Below are 17,438 nucleotides of genomic sequence, written 5' to 3' on the forward strand. Positions count from 1 at the left end.
GCTCGCGTTCTTCTAACCTGCGGGGCGTACGCCGATTTTCTCTTCATGCGGTCGTGCCACTTGCGCGTTCCCGGATGTAAGAACATCCTGCGCCGGCCGATGCTCGCTGCCGAAGCGCGCAACGGAGAACGCAAATGTGTTGATGCCGTTCGCGCTCGTTGCCGACACCGTGCCGCGATGCATCTCCGCCACCGCTTTCACAATGGCGAGGCCGAGCCCGTGATTCTCGCGGCTATTCGTGCGCGAGCTTTCCGCGCGATAGAAACGGTCGAACAGGTGCTCCATGATTTGCGGCGCAATCGGCTCACCAGGATTCGCAACGGCGATGCGCACGCGTCCATGCTCCCGCGTGATCGCAACAGAAATGGTCGCGCCCGGCGCGCAGTGCTGGATCGCATTCATCACGAGATTGGACAACGCGCGTCCGAATAGCGACGTGTTGACGAAGGCGCGCGCATCGCCAGTCGATACCGCGCGCACCTGTGCTTCTTCCAGAGGGATCTCGAGAAAGTCCAGCGTGCGGTGCACTTCCGCAGCAAGCGACACTTCCACAAGACCTGTCGCGCGTTCGCCCTGATCGGCGCGCGCGAGAAAAAGCATGTCGTTGATGATCGCACGCACACGTTCGAATTCTTCGAGATTCGACTGCAACGTATGGCGCAATTCTTCGATGGGGCGGTCTCGCGTCAATGCGACTTCCGTTTGACCGATGAGAATGGTGACGGGCGTGCGCAACTCATGCGCGACATCCGCGTTAAACGCTTCGAGCCGCCCATACGCATGGTCCAGCCGTTCGAGCGCACCATTGAACGACTTCGCGAGGTCTTCGAGTTCGAGCGGCAGCGACCGTGTGTTGAGACGTTGCGAACGATTGTTGGGGCTCACGCTCTGCGCATCGCGTGTGAGCCGCGTGAGCGGAGCAAGGCCCAGCCGCGCGACAGAATAGCTGAGCAATAACACGGCGACGGTCGCAAGCGCCGTCAGCGCGGCGAGCGCCACGCCGAACACGCGCATGGTGCGTACGTTCGGTGAGCAATCCACCGCGACGAAGAGTTGCAGCGGCGGACGGTCGGCGTTCGGCGGAATCGTGAGCGTGGTCATCAGCATGTCGTAAGCGCGTCCTTCCGGCTTGAAGCGGACATAGCCGCCCAGCACGCGCTTGGTGACCCGGCCCGCAGGCGGCGTGCCGTAGCTGAAGCGCGGATCGTTGCTCGTGACCGCGAAGAGCGTCGAGCCGTCGCGCGGCGTGATATCCGCGAGCTTCTCCTTGGCGATCTTCCACTTGTCCGCATTCGATACATGTGTGACGATGAGCCGTGCAATCTCCGCGCGGTTATCGAGCGAATCGCGCAAGTGCTGTTCGAGCTGAACGCGAAGCACGAGAAAGAGCCCCGAGCCCACGAGCGAAAACACGAACAACGCAACGAGCGCGAACATGACGGCAAGGCGCCGTGCAATGGAACGTTGCGAGCCACGAAGGCCCTGCGCCTGCGGAATCTCTTGCGATGCTGCCCACGGAACGTTCATGATGGCCTCGCGTCTTCCCTCGTGTCGGGTGCATCGCGCGGCTCGCGCACTTCGAGCACGTAGCCCATGCCGCGCACCGTATGCAGCAGCTTGGTGCGAAACGGTCCATCGAGTTTTGCGCGCAAGCGTTTGATCGCGGTTTCGACCACGTTCGTATGGCTTTCGAAATCCACTTCCCATACGAGTTCGGTAATCGCCGTTTTCGACAGGATATCGCCGTGACGTCGCGCAAGCACGCTCAGTAGCTGGAATTCCTTCGCAGTGAGGTCGAGGCGCACGCCGTCGCGCGTCGCCCGGCGCCCGATCAGATCGACGTAGAGATCGCCTACCGAAATCAGCGTGGATTCCTGGGCGCGCGTACGCCGTGCCAGCGCGTGCAGCCGTTCGACGAGTTCCAAGAAGGAGAACGGTTTCGTGAGGTAGTCGTCCGCGCCTTCGCGCAGGCCGCGCACGCGGTCGTTGATGTGATCGCGCGCGGTCAGCATGATGACCGGTGTGGACTTCTGCATGCGCAGCGCCTTGAGCACGGCGAAGCCATCGCGGCGCGGCAGCATCACGTCGAGCACGATCACGTCGTAGTCGTATTCGATGGCGAGGTGCGTGCCTTCTTCGCCGTCCATCGCGATATCGACGACCCAGCCTTGCTCGGTCAGGCCCGAGCGCAGGTAATCGACGACCTTGTGTTCGTCTTCCACTATCAGGACTTTCATGCCCGCACCTGTGTGTTCATCGTGTGCTTACCGTATCGAGACTCCGTCACTATACGAGGCCTGCTGCATTCATTTCGCATGAGCGTCCGCGACATCCTGTACCTGCGCTGGCTGATTCACGTCCCATCCGCCGCCCAGTGCCTTCACGAGCGCGACCGATACCGTATGCTGCTGGCCGCGAATCTGCACGTCCTGCCGCTCGCTCGTGAGCAACTGCTGCTGCGCCGTGATGACGTCGAGATACGCGACGAGGCCGCCGGAATAGCGGTCATTTGCAAGCGAGAGCAGACGTTGCGCATCCATGACGGCGGCATGCGACTGCTTCGCTGCACCGTCGAGCACCGACAGCCCGACGATGCCGTCCTGCACTTGCTGGAACGCGTTGAGCACGGTCTGCCGGTAGTTGGCTTCGGTTGCGCGATAACCTTCGCTCGCGAATGCGACCGCCGCAGACCGACGCCCGCCATCGAACACGACCTGGCTTGCCATGGTACCGATGGTCCACAAGAGACTGGGCGCCGAGAAAAGGCTCGTAAGCGCCGTGCTCTCCCAGCCGATGTTTCCGTTGAGCGTGAGGCTTGGAAAGAATGCGGCTTTTGCGACGCCGATTTGCGCATTGGCGGCGGCCATCGCGCGCTCCGCAGAAGCTACATCGGGGCGGCGTTGCAGCACGTCGCTCGGAAGACCTAGCGGAATCGGCGGAATGGGGCGTTCATCGACTCTCGCGGCAATCGAAAATTGCGGCGCGGGCGTGCCGACGAGCGCGGCAATCGCATGTTCGTATTGCGCACGCTGATTGAGGAGCAGTTGCGCCTGCACGCGGGTGGAATCGAGTTGCGATTGCTGTTGCAGCACATCGAGGCCGGACACTGCGCCCAGGCTGTGCTGCGTGTTGACGTAGTCGAGCGCTTTCTCTTGCAACTGCACCGAGCGATTCAGCACGTCGATTTCTGCATCGAGTTCACGCAGCGAAAAATAATCGCTGGCGAGGTCGGTGGTTAGCACGAGGCGCGCGTTCGCCAGATCGTCGCGTGTCTGATCTTCCGATGCTTGCGCGCTTTCCACTTCGCGTCGAATGCGGCCGAACAGATCGAGATCGTAATTGACCGCGGGCCCGAGCTTGAGATCGTTCTGCACGGTCGACATGCTCGGCGTGGTGTAGTTGTTCACCGGTCGATTGCGCGACGTTCGCGTGCGCGCCGCTTGTGCATTGAGGTCGATTTCGGGCAGCGCCAGCGATGACGTTTGCGCGAGCGTCGCACGTGCCTGCTCGTAATGCGCACTTGCAGCGGCCAGCGTCTGGTTTTGGGCGAGGGCTTGCGATTCGAGTCCGTCGAGCACGTCGTCGTCGAAACCGTGCCACCAGTCGAGCGCGAGCGGCGCGTGCGAAGGCTCGCCCACATGCCAGTACGAGTCGGTCTTCCACGTGGGCGGCGTTTCTGCAACGGGCCGCTGATAATCGGGGCCTACCGTGCACGCCGCGAGCATTGACAACAACGCGACGGATGAGGCGATGCGTCTCATGATGCGGCCTTCTTGTCGCTTGCCTGCTGCTGCGGTTGCTGCTGTTGGTCGTGCTGCTTTCCTTCCTGCGGCGCGATGACGACGTGATCGCCATCCGCCACGGAATCGCTCGGGTTGACGATTATCTTGTCGCTTTCTTCGATGCCGCTCTCGATCTCCAGCGTTTGACCGAGGTCCTGCGCGATCACGATTTTATGCAGATGCACGTGACCGCTCGCATCGACGACGGCCAGGCGCGGGCCTTCCGCGCGAAACAACAGCGCATTGCCGGGGACGATCAAACGCGCATGAGCAACGGATGGCACGGCGACCTGCACATAGGCACCCGGACGCAGGCGTCCATCGGCGTTCGGCAGCGTCACTTCGATCTGCAGCGAACGCGTGGGCACGTCGATAGCGCCGGAGATATGCGTGATCTTGCCGTGAAACTGTTGCCCCGGGAGTTCCGCCTGCGTGACGACGACCTGTTGTCCCACCGATACGTTCTGCGCATACGCCTGCGGCAGTTGCACATAGACACGTAACGGATCGGACTGCGCGAGCGCGAACAGCGCGCGGCTTGCGCCGCTGCCCGCATCGATCAGATCGCCCACATCGACATTCCGCTGCGTGACCACGCCTGCGAAGGGCGCCACGATACGCTTGAATGATTCGAGCTGGCGCAGGCGCTTCACGTTCGCATCGGCGGCGGCGAGATTGGCGACGTCCTGGTTGTACGTGCTCTGGCGTTCATCCAGTTCCTGCTGTGAAACGGCATCGCGCTGACGCAGCTGCTGCCAGCGTTGCAGCGATGATTTCGCAAGGCCGAGGCTCGATGCGGTCTGGTCGCGTTGCGCGACGGCTTGCGCGAGTTCCTGATCGATCTCGGGCGTGTCGAGATCGGCGAGCAATTGTCCCTGCTTCACGCGCGCGCCGATATCGACATACCAGTGCAGCAGATAACCGGTCGCACGCGCATAGATCGGCGATTCGACGAAGCCGCGCAACGTGCCCGGCAGCGTGGTTTCGCCGCTGCCGTCCGTCTGCGTCGGCGTAACGACGTTGACGTATTGCTGCGCGCTCTGCTGCGTGCGCGTGGCGACGGACTTGTTATGCACGAGGTCGCTTACGACCGTGCGCACCGCGCCTATCGCAAGGAGCGCGAGCACGATGACGATCGCGATCTTCGCGCGCTTCCATTCGAGGTTGCGCGGCGGCAGCGCCGGGCCTTCGTTTGGATCGCGTGCGGGAATGGCCAGCGATGCGTGGTTCTTTTCAGTCATGTTCGGCTTCGTGCGTGATGCGGTTCAATGTTGATCGTCATGCTGCGCTTCGTTTTTTCGCCGTGCGCGGCGTGCAAGCCGCGAATGGATGCCGGCAAACACGAGCGGCACGAAAAAGAGCGTCGATACGGTTGCGAAGATCAGGCCGCCGATGACCGCGCGGCCGAGCGGCGCATTCTGCTCCGCGCCTTCGCCGAGCCCGAGCGCCATCGGAATCATGCCGATGATCATCGCAAAGGCCGTCATCAACACAGGACGGATGCGGCTCGCGCCGGCTTCGAGCGCGGCGGTGAGCGGCGGCGCGCCGGCCGTGAGACGCTGTCGTGCGAACGACACCATCAGGATACTGTTGGCGGTGGCGACGCCCATCGTCATGATCGCGCCCGTGAGCGCGGGTACGGAGAGATGCGTGCCCGTGAGGAAGAGCATCCAGATGATGCCCGCAAGCGCTGCAGGCAGTGCGCTCACGATGATGAGCGGATCCACCCACGACTGGAAATTCACGACGATCAGCAGATAGACGAGCACGATGGCCATCGCCACGCCGACACCCAGTCCGAAGAACGACGTGCGCATGGTCTCCACTTGTCCGCGCACAGCGATTTGACTCCCGCGTGGCAGCGTGCCGCGCGCCTGATCGACGAGTTGATTCACGCGCCGCGCGACGCTGCCGAGATCGCGTCCTTCGACGCTCACGAAGATATCGATGACAGGGCGTATGTTGTAGTGCGAGACGACCGCGAACTGGCTTTGCGGCGAAAGGCGCACGAGATTGCCCAGCAGTTGCGTCGGCCCCGTGTTCGATGCCGATACCGGTGTGCGCATCAGTTCATCGATGGACGACACCTGATACTGCGGCGTCTGCACAGCCATGTTGTATTCGACGCCATTGCGTGGATTGAACCAGAAGCCCGGCGATGTTTGCGAACTGCCCGACAGCGACACCAGCACGTTCTGCGCGACGTTGCTCGCGGAAAGATTGAGCTGCTGCAAGCGCGTGCGGTCCATCTGCAAATTGAGTACAGGCTGGTCGAGCTTCTGCTGAATATGCGTATCCACGTTGCCGGGGATCATGCGTATCTGCTTCATCAGGTTGCTCGCTGCCTGAAAATTGCCTGTCTGGTCTTGGCCCTGAATCTGCACGTCGATGGCGGCGGGAAGACCGAAGTTCAGAATCTGCGTGACGATATCTGCCGGCTGAAAGAAGAACTCGACGCCCGGAAACAGGCGCGGCAACATGGAGCGCAACTCGTCGATGTACTTTTGCGTCGGCGCATGATCGGGGTTGAGCGCCACCTGTATCTCGCCGTCGAGCGTGCCGATGGTGCCCGCGTTGCTATACGACAGGTTGATGCCGCTATACGGAAGACCGAGGTTATCGAGGATGGTGGCGAGTTCGTCCTGCGGCACGACTTTGCGCACGACTTTCTCCACTTCATCCGCAAGGCGCGCGGTTTCCTCGATACGCGTGCCGGTCGGTGCGCGCATATGCATTCGGATATCGCCCGCATCGACGCTCGGGAAGAAGTCTTCGCCGAGCACGAACACGAGTCCTGCCGACAGCAGACAGAAGCCCAGAAAGAGCGATCCGAACAGACGCCGCCGCACGAGCAGGCTGCTCAGAATGACGATGTATGCCGCACGCATCCGCTCGAACCCATGATCGAAACGGCGGTGGAGTCGCACGAAGAGATTGGGCCGGGCCTTGGCGTCCGGTGCGTGCGCGTGGCCCATAAGCAGCATGGCGAGCGTCGGCACCAGTGTGCGCGACAGCACATACGACGCGAGCATCGCGAAGACCACGGCTTCCGCGAGCGGCACGAACAGATAGCGCGCGACGCCCGTGAGAAAGAACATCGGCACGAACACGATGCAGATACATAGCGTGGAAACGAGCGCAGGCACGGCGATTTCGCCCGCGCCTTCGAGAATCGCTTCGTGCAGGTCGGTGCCCATGTGTAGATGACGTTCGATGTTCTCGATGGTCACGGTCGCGTCGTCGACCAGAATGCCGACGGCAAGCGCGAGGCCGCCGAGCGTCATGATGTTGATGGTCTGGCCGAGCGCGTGCAGTGCGAGCAGCGACGAGAGAATCGACAAGGGAATCGAGATCGCGATGATGCACGTGCTGCGCCAGTTGCCGAGGAAAAGCAGGATCATCGCGGCGGTGAGCGCAGCGGCGATCAACGCTTCGCGCACCACGCCCTCCACGGCAGCCTTCACGAAGACGGACTGGTCGAATAGCGCGTTGATCTTGAGATCTTGCGGCAAGGCGGCGCGCGCTTGCGGCAAGAGGCTGTGCAAAGTGTTGACGATGGAAAGCGTCGACGCATTGCCGTTCTTCAGCACGGAGATGAGCACGCCGCGTCGTCCGTCCTGCCGCACGATGTTCGTCTGCGGCGAAGAGCCGTCGCGCACGTGTGCCACTTCACGCAGGTAGGTGGTCGCGCCGTTCAGCGTGCGCACGGGGATATCGTTCAGGCCTGCGACGGTGGTCGGCGAGCCGTTCATGTTGATCGTGTATTCCCTCGGGCCGATCTTCGCCGTGCCGGTCGGCAGAATCAGGTTCTGTGCGTTCACGGCGGCCACCACGTCCGTCGGTGTGAGGCCCTTCGCAAGCAGCGCGCGCGTGTTCAAATCAACGGAAATGAGGCGCGTCCTGCCGCCATACGGATACGGCACGGCGGCGCCCGGAATCGTCACGAGCTGCGGACGCAGGAAGTTGAGCGCCGTGTCGTTCAGTTCCTGCTCGGACTGCTTCGGGCTCGAGAGCCCCAGTTGAATCACCGGAATGCTCGACGCCGAATAGCTGATCACGAGCGGTGGCGTGGCACCCGGTGGCATTTGCTTCAACTGCGCCTGCTCGACAGCCACTGTCTGCGCGATCGCCGTCTGGATGTTGGCGGTCGGTTGCAGGAAGAGCTTGATGATTGCAATGCCGGGAAGCGACTGCGACTCGATGTGCTCGATGTTATTGACCGTCGTGGTCAGACTGCGCTCGTTGACGGACGTGATGCGATTGGCGATGTCCTGCGACGACAAGCCCGTATACGTCCAGATGATGCTGACCACCGGAATGTCGATCTCGGGCAGCACGTCCACCGGCGTCGTCAAGAGGGCGAAGGGCGTGGCCAGCACGATCAGGATGGCCATGACGATGAACGTATAAGGGCGCTTCAGCGCAACGTTGACGATCCACATTGAGTCGTTGGGAGAGTGCGAGGAAAGGGCGCTGCGGTCGTGCTCTCAGCGCGCGTAGCGTTCCATGAAGCGTGGCGGGCGCGTTGCGTTCAGTGCCGCTATGGTAGTGGCCGCCCACCAACGACAATATGACGCGAAAATGGCGGTTGTGTCAGGTTCGCTGTCGAGGAGCGAACGTTCGTGTTTTAGTCTGAAGAAAGGGCGAACGCACGAAGCGATCGCCCTGGACGACCTCAGTCCTTAGGCGACTGTTGTGCTGAAGCCGAGCGGTACACGCTGGCCCCCGTATAGATGCCTTCGCGTTGATCGAGGAAACTGCCGGGATAGCGTTGATCGTCGACGCCGGGATAGTAGCCGGAGCGTTCGGCTCGTATCAGGTCGTCGAGAACCTGCTGACGGGTCAAGCTGTTTGGCTGCGCGGCGGCGGCGAGCGGCGCGAGCGCGAATACGACCAGGGCAATGTGCGTGACTGGCTTCATGGCGAACTCCTCATGCGAATGATGGACGGACGCAATTCCATTGCGCGTCCACGGCAGAGCGGCCGTGGACGGTCCATTGTAAGCACGGTCGTCCGCGAGGAATTCACCTGTTTGCGGGGGTTTTATCGAACGCCGCGAATGAACCCGCAGTTATTGCGGCGACGGCCTGTTGGACGTCGTATGGCCGGACGCCGACGTGCCGTCTGCCGATGCGCCGTATGCCGTGCCCGAATGCACGCGTGCTTCGGCTGCCTGGATGTCGTTGGGATAGAACGCATCGCGGGCGGACGGCTGATAACCGGCCTGCTCGACTTGCTGAAGATCCTGCTTGACCTGCTCGCGCGTGAGGCCTTCCTGAGCCAGCGCAGCGAGGGGGGTTGTGATGAGTGCGGCGGCGACAATGCGCATGACGAGTTTCATGGCGAACTCCTGGTACGGGTGAAACGGCGATCGCGGCATGCGGTCGGTGACGGTGACGAAAGCCGGCATGGCGTCTCTCGCCAGGACTGAATTGTATTTGTCGTACCGTGACGAGATGCTGGCGAGGACATGGCGTTTTCGTCAGCGGCGCGCGCGTGTCGGCTGCCTGAAAGACGGCGCAGCCAGTGATAGACTCGCCTGCGCGCGACGCCCGCCTGGCGGGAAAAGTCGCGACGCCTCGCTTCTTCATTGAAACCGGAAACGCTCAATTGCCGTTCAAGCTGCCGACCACCGCCACCGCTCCGTTCTGTCCATCCGAAGTCAAAGGCTCCGTCATTGTTGCGCCGGGTACGCCGCTCTGGAAAAAGCTGCTGCAATTCGCGGGGCCGGGGCTGCTCATCTCCATCGGCTACATGGACCCCGGCAACTGGGCGACGGATATCGAAGCCGGCTCGCGCTACGGCTATAGCCTGCTGTTCGTCGTTGTGCTGTCGAGCATCGCGGCGATGGTGCTGCAATGCCTCTCGATGCGCCTCGGCATCGTCACGGGCCGCGATCTCGCGCAGTTATCGCGTGAACGTTACGCAAAGCCCGTCGCCAATGCGCAGTGGATGCTCGCGGAGTTGTCGATCATCGCGTGCGATCTTGCCGAAGTGCTCGGCGGCGCGCTGGCGTTTCATCTGCTCTTCGGCTGCTCGCTGATGTGGGGCGTGATCCTCACGGCATTCGACACGCTCATCGTGCTCGGCCTGAAGGGCAAGAATTTCCGCGATCTGGAAGCGATCATGCTCGGGCTTATCGCGACGATCGGCGTGGGTTATATCGTGGAACTGGCGCTCGTCAAGCCGCACTGGCCGTCCGTCGCCGCGGGACTCGTGCCCTCGTTCAGCGTGCTGTCCGAGCGCGAACCGCTCTATCTCGCCATCGGCATTCTCGGCGCGACCGTGATGCCGCATAACCTTTATCTGCATTCGTCCATCGTGCAGACGCGAGTGGTCAGTCGCGAGCCGAAAGATATCGCATCGTCTATCAGGCTTTCGCGGCTCGATACGATAGCGTCTTTGATCCTTGCGCTTCTGATCAACGCGGCGATCCTTATTCTTGCCGCTTCCGCGTTTCATGCCACGGGGCACACGCAAGTCACTGAAATCGAAGACGCGTACAAGCTGCTTGCGCCCATCGTCGGCAGCGGACTCGCCGCGATTCTCTTCGCCGTGACGCTCTTCGCCTCGGGGCAAAGCTCGACGTTCACGGGAACCATCGCGGGGCAGGTCATCATGGAAGGCTTTCTGCGCCTGAAGATTCCGTGCTATCAGCGGCGCTTCATTACGCGGGCGCTTGCACTCGTGCCTGCACTGATCGGCGTCTATATGCTCGGCAACGGCGCGGTCGGCAAGCTGCTCGTCGCAAGTCAGGTCGTCTTGAGCCTGCAATTGCCGTTCGCGCTGTATCCGCTGATTCGCATGACAAGCGACCGCGCACTCATGGGCAGCTTCGCGAACGCTTCGCACACGAAGGTCATCGCGTGGCTGCTCTTCGTGGTGATCAGTGCCGCGAACATCTGGCTCGTCGTGCAAACCGCGACGGAGTGGTTCGCGTAAGCGCGAGGCTTACGCGAACACCTTACTTGACGACGGCAACCGGCGTATTCGATTTCGCCGCGACAGCAGCGGGAATCGCGGTATCGGCGGGCAAGGCCTGATCGACCGTCGTGCGTCCGCCATCGCGGAAGAACGCGAGTTCCGCAGCTTTGTTCAGCACGAGAATGCTGATACGCCGGTTCGTCGGCTCGTCGATGACATCCTTGTTGAGCGGCAGTGCGTCGGCGAGGCCCCGCACTTGCAGCACCTTTCCTTCGTTCATGCCGCCTGCGACCAGCGCGCGCCGCGCCGCGTTCGCACGCTCGCTCGACAACTCCCAGTTCGAATAGCCTTTCTGATTGCCGGAGTAGGGCACGGCATCCGTATGGCCCGCAATCGACACGCGATTGTCGACGTCGTTCAGCGATGCACCGATGTTCGACAGAATCGTCGTCACATAGCTTTCGAGCTTCGAGCTGCCCGATGCGAACATCGGGCGCTTCAGCGAATCGACGATCTCGATGCGCAAGCCCTCGCTCGTGATCGCAATGCGGATCTGGTCCTTGAACGCCCGCAATGCTGGCGTATTTTCGATCAGCGCCGTGAGCTTCTGCTTAAGTTGTTGCAGGCGCTGCATGTCGTCGACGGCGACGGCCGCGCGCGCGACGGAAGGCGGCACGGGCTGCGTCTGGCTCTTGTTGGCTTCGCCGGGGCGCGAGCTGGACAAATCCTTGCCGCCGCCGTTGATGACGCTCGTGTGCGCGGACGCGCCGCCTTCGTTGCCGAAGAGCGCGGAAAGCGGCGTGTTGAAGTATTGCTCGATGCCTTCCTTGTCGTACTTCGACGTGGAGCCGAGCAGCCACATCAACAGGAAGAAGGCCATCATCGCGGTCACGAAGTCGGCATAGGCGATCTTCCATGCGCCGCCGTGATGGCCGCCGTGGCCGCCGCCCTTCTTCTTGCGACGCACGACGACAGTGGGCGCGAGCACGGATTGCAACGGGTCGCGCGACGGTCTTTCAGCCATGAACGATGCTCCTTATTGTGCGGACGCGGATCAGGCCGACTTCGGCGACTTGGTGGCGCGCACGGCGTCGTCCAGTTCCTTGAAGCTCGGACGGTCCGCGGTGAAGAGCACCTTGCGGCCGAACTCGACGGCGACGGTCGGCGCGTAGCCGTTCATCGAAGCGAGCAGCACGGACTTCACGCACTGGAACGGCTTGGCTTCGGCGGCGCCCTTCGCGTTGAGCAGGTCCGCGACCGGGCCGATGAAGCCATACGCGAGCAGAATGCCGAGGAACGTGCCGACCAGCGCACCGGCGATCATCTCGCCGAGCACGGCGGGCGCGGCGCCGACCGAGCCCATCGTATGCACCACGCCCATCACCGCGGCGACGATGCCGAACGCGGGCAAGCCATCGGCCATCTTCTGAATGGCGTTCGCCGCAACCGCGCTTTCCGAGTGGTGCGTCTCCAGCTCTTCGTCCATCAGATCCTGCAATTCCAGCGCGTTCACGTTGCCCGCCGACATCATGCGCAGATAGTCCACGATGAAGTCGAGCAGGTGATGATCCGCCATCACGTGTTCGTACTTCTGGAAGACGGGGCTCGACTCGGGCGCGTCGACGTCGGCTTCGAGCGCCATCATCCCTTCCTTGCGGGCCTTTTGGAGCAGTTCGTAGAGCAGCGCGATCAGCGAGAGGTATTTCTCTTTGGTGTACCCGCCGCCTTTGAAGATCTTCGGCAGTGCCTGCAAGGTCTTCTTGAGCGTGGACGTCGGATTCGATACGACGAACGCACCGATGGCGGCGCCGAAGATACACAGCAATTCAAAAGGCTGAACGAGGGCCGCCAAGTGACCGCCGACCCCCATGAAGCTCCCGATGACGGAGCCGATGACGACCACCCATCCGATAACGACAAACATGATTTCTCCGCAAATGTCCGGGCGTTGCGAGCCGTGCGCGCTCGTCAATGAAACACGCACGGCTCGCAATGCATTGTCTGCATGATGCTGGGCTTTTTAACGGCGCGGTACACGCGGACATTAGGGTGGGGCACGCAAACATTTCAACGAGACGCGTCGCGAGGTAAAAGTTACGCGCCCGCTTTACGCCCGAGGTAATGGATTGCTGCTGTGCGCTTCGTCTACCATCGGCGCATGGACACGACATTGACGGAAGCGGCGCAGCGCGCGCCGACGCTTACGCCGGCCACGGTCGGCACGTTACTGCGCGAATGGCGTCAACGCAGGCGCATGAGCCAGCTCGATCTCGCGTGTATAGCGGACGTTTCGACGCGCCACTTGAGCTTTATCGAATCGGGGCGATCGGTGCCGAGCCGCGACATGCTGATCCGTCTTGCCGAGCAACTGGACGTGCCTTTGCGCGAGCGCAACGCGCTCTTCCTCGCAGCCGGCTATGCGCCGATGTATCGCGAGCGCGCGCTCGCCGACCCGCGACTCGAAGCCGCGCGGCGTGCCGTCGAGTTCGTGCTGAAAGGCCACGAGCCATATCCCGCGCTTGCCGTGGATCGCCACTGGACGATGATTGCAGCCAACGCTGCGCTGCAACCGCTCGTCGCATCGGCGGATGCGTCGTTGCTTGCGCCGCCGGTCAACGTGCTGCGCCTCTCGATGCATCCCCAAGGGCTCGCAAGCGTCATCGACAACTGGCACGAGTGGCGCGCGCATTTGCTCGCGCGGCTGCGTCGCCAGATCGAGGTGTCCGGCGACGTCACGCTCGCTGCATTGCTCGAAGAACTGGAAGCGTATCCTGCGCCGCCGCACGCAAGAGACGCCGAGCGCGGCGAAACCGATCTCGTGCTCGTGCCGCTGCGCCTGCGCACGGAACACGGTGTGTTGACGCTATTCAGCACGACCACGGTGTTCGGCACGCCCGTCGACATCACGCTGTCCGAACTGGCGATCGAAGCGTTTTTCCCCGCCGACGACGCCACCGCGCGCATACTGCATCAGGCGCACGGCGAGCGTCGCTGAACGTGCGGCGCGGAACCTGCCGCCGCTGCGCGAATCAATATTGAAAGGGAGAGCGACGCACGCGGCCTCGCGTGTCGGGTCGGTGCGATCGCGTCGGCTTTTTTCAACCAACGCAGAAGGCAGCCATGATTCAAACATTCGAACAATTGATCGGCGGCGAGCGCATGCAGTTTTGCGCCAGCATCGCGGAAGGCGGCGGGCCGCAGCGCGTCATCATCAGCCGGGCAGATTCGGCGGAATCGCTCGTGATCGTGCAGGCCGACGGCATCATCGGCACCATCCGCGCGGAAGTGGAAGCGCCCGATACGTTCGTCGCGGACGCGGTGCGCAAGGCGCAACAGGAAGCGTTGATCGAACGGGCGCTCGAAACCGGCGTCGTGCAAACCACGAGTCTGTAGCCTCATTCATATAACGATGCCCGCGCGGCTCGAAAGGCTGCGCGGGCATTGGCGTCATGCGGGCGCCGAACCGGCTGCTACATGCGCGGCTCGCCGTTCTTCGGGTCGGCCGGAACCAGCGGCATCGCGGAATCCGGGCCGTCCGGCATGTCGGGATCGTCCGGATTCGGCGCGGCGTCCGGGTCGAGCAGCTTGTCCGGGTCCGGTTCGACGGTTTCTTGCGGGGCCTGTGGCATGTTGGACATGATGCGCGTTCTCCTTGAAGTGACTTCGGTCCGTTCGCAACCTGTGTTCCCGGCGCGTTGAGCGATCACGCTATTTCGCTGCGCCTCGCGGCCGCTGCGCTGCTTCAGCGCTGTCCGCCGCCGCGCCGCTTTTCACGCCGCGCGCAATGATTGCCGCGCACGTCAGCACGCCCAGGGAAATCGCCGCCGACCAGCGCACGGCATCGACAATCTGCGCCGACGCCGCCACGCTTTCACCGTGGCCCGCCAACGCGCCGAATGCCGCCACGCCTATCGCGCCGGCCGCCTGCCGCGCGGTATTCAGCACCGCCGACGCTGTGCCCGCGCGCCGCTGACCGACGGTCCCCAGCAGCGCGGTCGTCATCGCGGGAACGGCTACGCCCATGCCGGACGGAATCAGCAGGAACGGCAGCAGCAGCGCGGCTGTCGGCGTGTGTGCATCGACGAAGACGAGCGCCCCGAAACCCGCCGCGTCGATGAGCGCGCCCGCGATCATCGGGCCGCGCGAACCGAAGCGTGCGACAACCGGACCGCTCGCCAGGTTCGACATCAGAAAGCCGCCCGTGAGTGGCAAAAACGCGAGTCCTGTCTGCAAGGGCGTGCGGCCGAGCACGCGCTGCAAGTAAAGGCTCAGCACGAACACGATTCCATAGTAGGTGAAGTTCACGCCGATGCCGAACAGCACCGCCGCGCTGAACGTGCGCTCGCCGAAAAGCGACAGCGGCAGCATCGGCGCGCGGCTTCGCCGTTCGACTGCGACGAAGGCGCCCGCCGCCGCGAGCGCGACCACGAACGCGCCGCAGGCCAGCGGATGCAGCACGCCGAGCGGCCGCGCTTCGATGACCGCGCCGACCAGTGCCGTGAGCGCCAAAATGGCGAGCACCTGGCCGCTCAAGTCGATGCCGCCGCCGCGCCCGTGCGACGGCGCCTTGTCCACCCACGCGAGCGTCGCCGCCATGCCGGCCGCGCAGATCGGCAGATTCACCCAGAAGATGCTGCGCCAGCCGAGGGCTTCGATCAGCAGTCCGCCGACGATCGGGCCCGCTGCAATCGACACCGCGCCCGCCGCTGTCCACAAGCCGACGGCGCGCGCCCGCACGCGCGGATCGTGGCCGCACGCGGCGTTGAGCAACGCGAGCGAATTCGGCAGCATCGCCGCCGCGCCGACGCCCTGAAGCGCGCGTGCCGCGATCAGTTGCGCCGCGTCGCGCGAAAAGGCGCACGCGAGCGAAGCGAGCGCGAACAGCGCGAGACCGATGATGAACAGTCGCCGCGCGCCGAGCCGGTCGCCGAGCGATCCGGCGGAGAGCATCAACGCGGCGAACGCGAGCGCGTAGGCGTCCACGGTCCATTGCAGACTCGCGACGCTCGCACCGAGATCATGTCCGATGCTCGCCAGCGCCACGTTGACGATGGACACGTCGAGCTGCGACACGACGAAGCCGACGCTCGTCGCTGCAACGACGCATAACTGACTGGAAGAGAGGTTCGAGTTCATGCCGCTCATCGTAGGCGCGTGGCGCGCGAGATGTTTCGGCATCGCATGAAATGAAAATGGCGCACGGCGAGAGCGTGCGCCATTGCTCGTCAGAGCCGGACGGTTGCGGCTTTTAGCGCGCGTCCTTGATGAAAAGCGCAGTGACCGCGCCGACGACGCACAGCGCGCCGACGTACAGCGCGGGCGCAGTCGGGCTCGATTTCATCATCAGCGAGACGACGATCGGCGTCAGTCCGCCGAACACCGCATACGCGACGTTGTACGAGAACGAGATGCCGGAGAAGCGCACGGCCGGCGGAAACGACTTGACCATCACGAACGGAATCGCGCCGATCACGCCGACGGTCAGGCCCGTGAACGCGTACCACGGCAGCAGCATCGAGGCATCGGCCGCGACTTGCTGGAAGAGCGTGTAGTACGAACCCGCCAGCAGGAACGCGCCGACGAAGAGCGTCTTGCCCGCGCCGATGCGGCCTGCAATCGCGCCCGCCAGCACGCAGCCGACCGTCAGGCACAGCGTCGCTGCGCAGTTCGCGATCAGCACCGTCGCCGGTGCAATGTGAAACTGCTTCTGCAGCAACGTCGGCGTCATCAGAATCACGACGACGATCGCCGCCGAAAGCATCCACGTCAGCAGCATGGAGACGATGACCGCGCGGCCGTGGTCGCGCAGCACTGCCTTGAGCGGCAATTCTGCCGCGAGCGACTTGCGCTTCTGGAGTTCGGCGAACACCGGCGTTTCGTGCAGCCAGCGGCGCAGATAGACCGAGCAGAGTCCGAACAGGCCGCCCAGCAAGAACGGCAGACGCCACGCAAAGCCGGCGACATCCACGGGCGAGAAGCTCTTGTTGATGGCTGTCGCGATCAGCGAGCCGAGGAGAATGCCCGCCGTAAGGCCGGCCGTGAGCGTGCCGCACGCATAACCGATGTGACGGCGCGGCACGTGTTCCGAGACGAACACCCATGCGCCCGGCACCTCGCCGCCGACCGCCGCGCCTTGCATCACGCGAAAGACGAGCAGCAGGACGGGCGCCATCAGGCCGATGGACGCGTACGTCGGCAAGAGGCCCATCAGGAGCGTCGGCACTGACATCAGCAGCACGGAGAGCGTGAACATGCGCTTGCGTCCGAGCAAATCGCCGAAATGCGCCATCACGATGCCCCCGAGCGGCCGCGCCAGATAGCCGGCGGCGAAGATGCCGAAAGTCTGCAATTGCCGCAGCCAGTCAGGAATGGACGCCGGGAAAAACAGCTGGCCGATGACCGGCGCGAAGAACACGAAGATGATGAAGTCGTAGAACTCGAGCGCGCCGCCGAGCGCGGCGAGCGCGAGCGTCTTGTAGTCGCCGCGCGTGAGCGCGCGGCCGGCGGCGTGCGACGCGCCGTCGAAAGGTGTTGCCTGCATCGAATGAGAACCCGTAATGAGAAAAGCCACGCGTGCGATCGAGCGACGCATGGGACGAGGCGATGCCCTGCGGGATGTCGGACGCGCCGGGTGAGCGCGAAACGGGAACGACCGGGGCGCGGCGTGAAGCCGGCCCGCCACCGCGCTGCGCATGACGGCGGACAGCCGCGCCGCAGCTTGCTATCGCGCCG

General features: G+C 63.4%; 15 protein-coding genes. 3 read left to right on the top strand and 12 right to left on the bottom strand.

Going from position 1 to position 17,438, the window contains the following annotated elements; genetic code table 11:
* Window positions 1–12: 12 nt before the first annotated feature.
* The 7 genes from P9239_RS00060 to P9239_RS00090 all read right to left on the bottom strand — a co-directional run bounded on the left by P9239_RS00060 (window position 13) and on the right by P9239_RS00090 (window position 9,123).
* Window positions 13–1,527 carry a heavy metal sensor histidine kinase gene (locus P9239_RS00060; RefSeq protein WP_309748479.1) on the bottom strand — a complete coding sequence of 505 codons (1,515 nt, stop codon included), beginning with the start codon at window positions 1,525–1,527 and terminating at the stop codon, window positions 13–15.
* Window positions 1,524–2,237, bottom strand: a complete 714-nt coding sequence (locus P9239_RS00065; protein ID WP_309748480.1) for a heavy metal response regulator transcription factor — start codon at window positions 2,235–2,237, stop codon at window positions 1,524–1,526. Before P9239_RS00065 ends, P9239_RS00060 begins: the two co-directional genes overlap by 4 nt.
* Window positions 2,238–2,306: 69 nt before the next feature.
* Window positions 2,307–3,761, bottom strand: a complete 1,455-nt coding sequence (locus tag P9239_RS00070) for an efflux transporter outer membrane subunit (protein ID WP_309748481.1) — start codon at window positions 3,759–3,761, stop codon at window positions 2,307–2,309.
* Window positions 3,758–5,023, bottom strand: coding sequence for an efflux RND transporter periplasmic adaptor subunit (locus P9239_RS00075; protein ID WP_309748482.1), 1,266 nt, complete (start codon window positions 5,021–5,023; stop codon window positions 3,758–3,760). Before P9239_RS00075 ends, P9239_RS00070 begins: the two co-directional genes overlap by 4 nt.
* A gap of 24 nt (window positions 5,024–5,047) precedes the next feature.
* A complete protein-coding gene (locus tag P9239_RS00080) occupies window positions 5,048–8,224 on the bottom strand; it encodes an efflux RND transporter permease subunit (RefSeq protein ID WP_309748483.1) in 3,177 nt (1,058 codons plus the stop codon).
* Between the two features lie 233 nt (window positions 8,225–8,457).
* The gene (locus P9239_RS00085) at window positions 8,458–8,703 is read right to left on the bottom strand and encodes a DUF4148 domain-containing protein (protein WP_309748484.1); all 246 of its coding nucleotides are present in this window, start codon (window positions 8,701–8,703) and stop codon (window positions 8,458–8,460) included.
* A 150-nt stretch (window positions 8,704–8,853) separates the two neighbouring features.
* Window positions 8,854–9,123: a DUF4148 domain-containing protein gene (locus tag P9239_RS00090; RefSeq protein WP_309748485.1), complete on the bottom strand. Its 270-nt coding sequence runs from the start codon at window positions 9,121–9,123 to the stop codon at window positions 8,854–8,856.
* Between the two features lie 269 nt (window positions 9,124–9,392).
* Here P9239_RS00090 and P9239_RS00095 point away from each other — a divergent pair, with 269 nt between their 5' ends.
* The gene (locus P9239_RS00095; RefSeq protein ID WP_309748486.1) at window positions 9,393–10,724 is read left to right on the top strand and encodes an Nramp family divalent metal transporter; all 1,332 of its coding nucleotides are present in this window, start codon (window positions 9,393–9,395) and stop codon (window positions 10,722–10,724) included.
* Window positions 10,725–10,746: 22 nt separating this feature from the next.
* Here the strand turns inward: P9239_RS00095 and motB are convergent, their stop codons facing one another.
* Both motB and motA read right to left on the bottom strand, forming a co-directional pair.
* Window positions 10,747–11,730 carry a flagellar motor protein MotB gene (gene motB / locus P9239_RS00100; RefSeq protein WP_309748487.1) on the bottom strand — a complete coding sequence of 328 codons (984 nt, stop codon included), beginning with the start codon at window positions 11,728–11,730 and terminating at the stop codon, window positions 10,747–10,749.
* A 30-nt stretch (window positions 11,731–11,760) separates the two neighbouring features.
* Window positions 11,761–12,630 (bottom strand): flagellar motor stator protein MotA, encoded by an 870-nt coding sequence (motA, locus tag P9239_RS00105; protein ID WP_309748488.1) that lies wholly within the window; start codon window positions 12,628–12,630, stop codon window positions 11,761–11,763.
* Between the two features lie 234 nt (window positions 12,631–12,864).
* Here motA and P9239_RS00110 point away from each other — a divergent pair, with 234 nt between their 5' ends.
* Window positions 12,865–13,701 carry a helix-turn-helix transcriptional regulator gene (locus P9239_RS00110; RefSeq protein WP_309748489.1) on the top strand — a complete coding sequence of 279 codons (837 nt, stop codon included), beginning with the start codon at window positions 12,865–12,867 and terminating at the stop codon, window positions 13,699–13,701.
* A 125-nt stretch (window positions 13,702–13,826) separates the two neighbouring features.
* Complete coding sequence (locus P9239_RS00115; protein ID WP_309748490.1) at window positions 13,827–14,099, top strand: hypothetical protein; 273 nt, start codon at window positions 13,827–13,829, stop codon at window positions 14,097–14,099.
* Window positions 14,100–14,176: 77 nt separating this feature from the next.
* Here the strand turns inward: P9239_RS00115 and P9239_RS00120 are convergent, their stop codons facing one another.
* The 3 genes from P9239_RS00120 to P9239_RS00130 all read right to left on the bottom strand — a co-directional run bounded on the left by P9239_RS00120 (window position 14,177) and on the right by P9239_RS00130 (window position 17,247).
* Complete coding sequence (locus P9239_RS00120; protein ID WP_309748491.1) at window positions 14,177–14,344, bottom strand: hypothetical protein; 168 nt, start codon at window positions 14,342–14,344, stop codon at window positions 14,177–14,179.
* A 70-nt stretch (window positions 14,345–14,414) separates the two neighbouring features.
* Window positions 14,415–15,851 carry an MFS transporter gene (locus P9239_RS00125; protein ID WP_309748492.1) on the bottom strand — a complete coding sequence of 479 codons (1,437 nt, stop codon included), beginning with the start codon at window positions 15,849–15,851 and terminating at the stop codon, window positions 14,415–14,417.
* Window positions 15,852–15,954: 103 nt separating this feature from the next.
* Window positions 15,955–17,247 (bottom strand): MFS transporter, encoded by a 1,293-nt coding sequence (locus P9239_RS00130; protein ID WP_309749571.1) that lies wholly within the window; start codon window positions 17,245–17,247, stop codon window positions 15,955–15,957.
* Window positions 17,248–17,438 lie beyond the last annotated feature (191 nt).

The organism is Caballeronia sp. LZ062, from assembly GCF_031450785.1.
Classification (GTDB): Bacteria; Pseudomonadota; Gammaproteobacteria; order Burkholderiales; family Burkholderiaceae; genus Caballeronia.